At 37.8% G+C, this 1,568-nt stretch carries 1 protein-coding gene; it reads left to right on the top strand.

Features of this window, described 5'->3' with window-relative positions:
- Positions 1-527 precede the first annotated feature (527 nt).
- Positions 528-1,403: a hypothetical protein gene (locus tag AC30RD_RS09120; protein ID WP_489494215.1), complete on the top strand. Its 876-nt coding sequence runs from the start codon at positions 528-530 to the stop codon at positions 1,401-1,403.
- The last annotated feature ends 165 nt before the right edge of the window (positions 1,404-1,568 follow it).

The raw sequence follows: 1,568 nt of genomic DNA, 5'->3' as shown, positions 1-1,568 counted from the left end.
CAACTCTGCCTGTAGCGCAGATGTGTTAGTCCCGCCAGATGAATCCGTCTTTCCTTTCATAAAAAACGTAAAAAACAACCATTCGGCCACCCAACCAGCCAAAACACCAATGATAAATAATCCCATGAATGACTCCTAATCGAAAATATACAATTTGCTTATATCAAAAATAGCAAAAGGTGAAAAATAATAAACAGGCTGATTGTCACATAAATAAGGGCTTAACATCAAATATGTAGCTAACCTTTATCAAAATTCATGATAAAAGTTAATAAAATAATCAGTATATTTGATTTTCTCACTTGGGCTCCTTGCTGATAAACGGTCGCATTAAACAGAACAACCTTCCAAAGGCTGCATCTTTCAGATTTCTGGAGCAACTTATTATCCCGATTCAATTTATTATTTTTGGTCTGAATACTTCTACTGAACAAAAAACAACCAATAACAGTTAGCCGATAATAAATACAATGAAACTACATTCAAAAATATTAAAGATTCTAGCGACACTCCTAAGCCTATGCCTTTTGGGTTTACCACAGATCACGCTGGCAAAAAATCATGTCAACAAACAAGCTGAATCATTTGATTTTCGGGTCTTTCAAAATGATCTGGATGCACTTTTGTCCAATGAAGCACTTGCGGAAGATTTAGAAAAACAATTAATCGATAGCAAAATTACGGCTGAAATTGAATCTGAAATGAAGCTTGCCATTTCTAAAGCAAAAACATCTAAGCCAAAGAAAGGCTCAAGCAAAAAACAGCATAAAGATAAAAAACCAGAATCCAGGATATCCCGTTCTGAAAAAACAGATTCCAGGAACAATCAAGATCCTAGTAAGGTCGCAGAGAATAAAGCTGCAGAGAAAAAAACAGATTCCACTAAAAAAACTCAGGAAAAACCCTACTGGGATACACTCTACGCCCTTGAATCCAGTGCAGGAAAAAGACTCTATCGCCCTAGTAATAAATCAAGAAGTTGTAAATGGACCAATACCCCCTGCGGTCATCACCAGCTTTCTATTGTTGCCTTGAAAGATATTGGTTGCACCTCGCTTAAATGCCGGTCAGCTCGCGCTGATTATAAAAAATCCCTGGCAATGAGCAAAAAACTTGAAAAAATAAATACCGAACGCCTTAAGAAATTTGGCTTTAGCAATTTACCTGATTATCAAAAATACCTGGTACACCAGCAAGGCTCAGCGGGTATCAAAATTATTCTAAAGGCGCTAAAAGGCAAGAAAACACTTTCCAAAAACATGCTTAAAATGATGGCAAATAACTCACCCTACAGCTATAAACATCTTCGCCGACAGGGCAGCCGGGGCGCTGCACGTAAATTTCTGCGCTTCTGGAAAGAAAAATGGAAGGTTAAAAGCAGCAGGCGTATCGCCAGCAGATAAATGGGCTGTTGTAGCTGAAGAAATTACTATTTGGTTTTGAAACCCGGATTGCTTGTACTGACTTTTCGGCTCATCAGCGTAAAATTATAATAACATCAGCAACGGCAAGGAATCTCTCCAGAAAGTTCTGAATAAGTAGCTCATCATCAAGACAGAAAGAGAATG

It is taken from the genome of Nitrosophilus sp., assembly GCF_982775275.1.
Note: the sequence above shows the minus strand (reverse complement) of the source record. Positions and strands in the feature narration are given on the sequence as shown.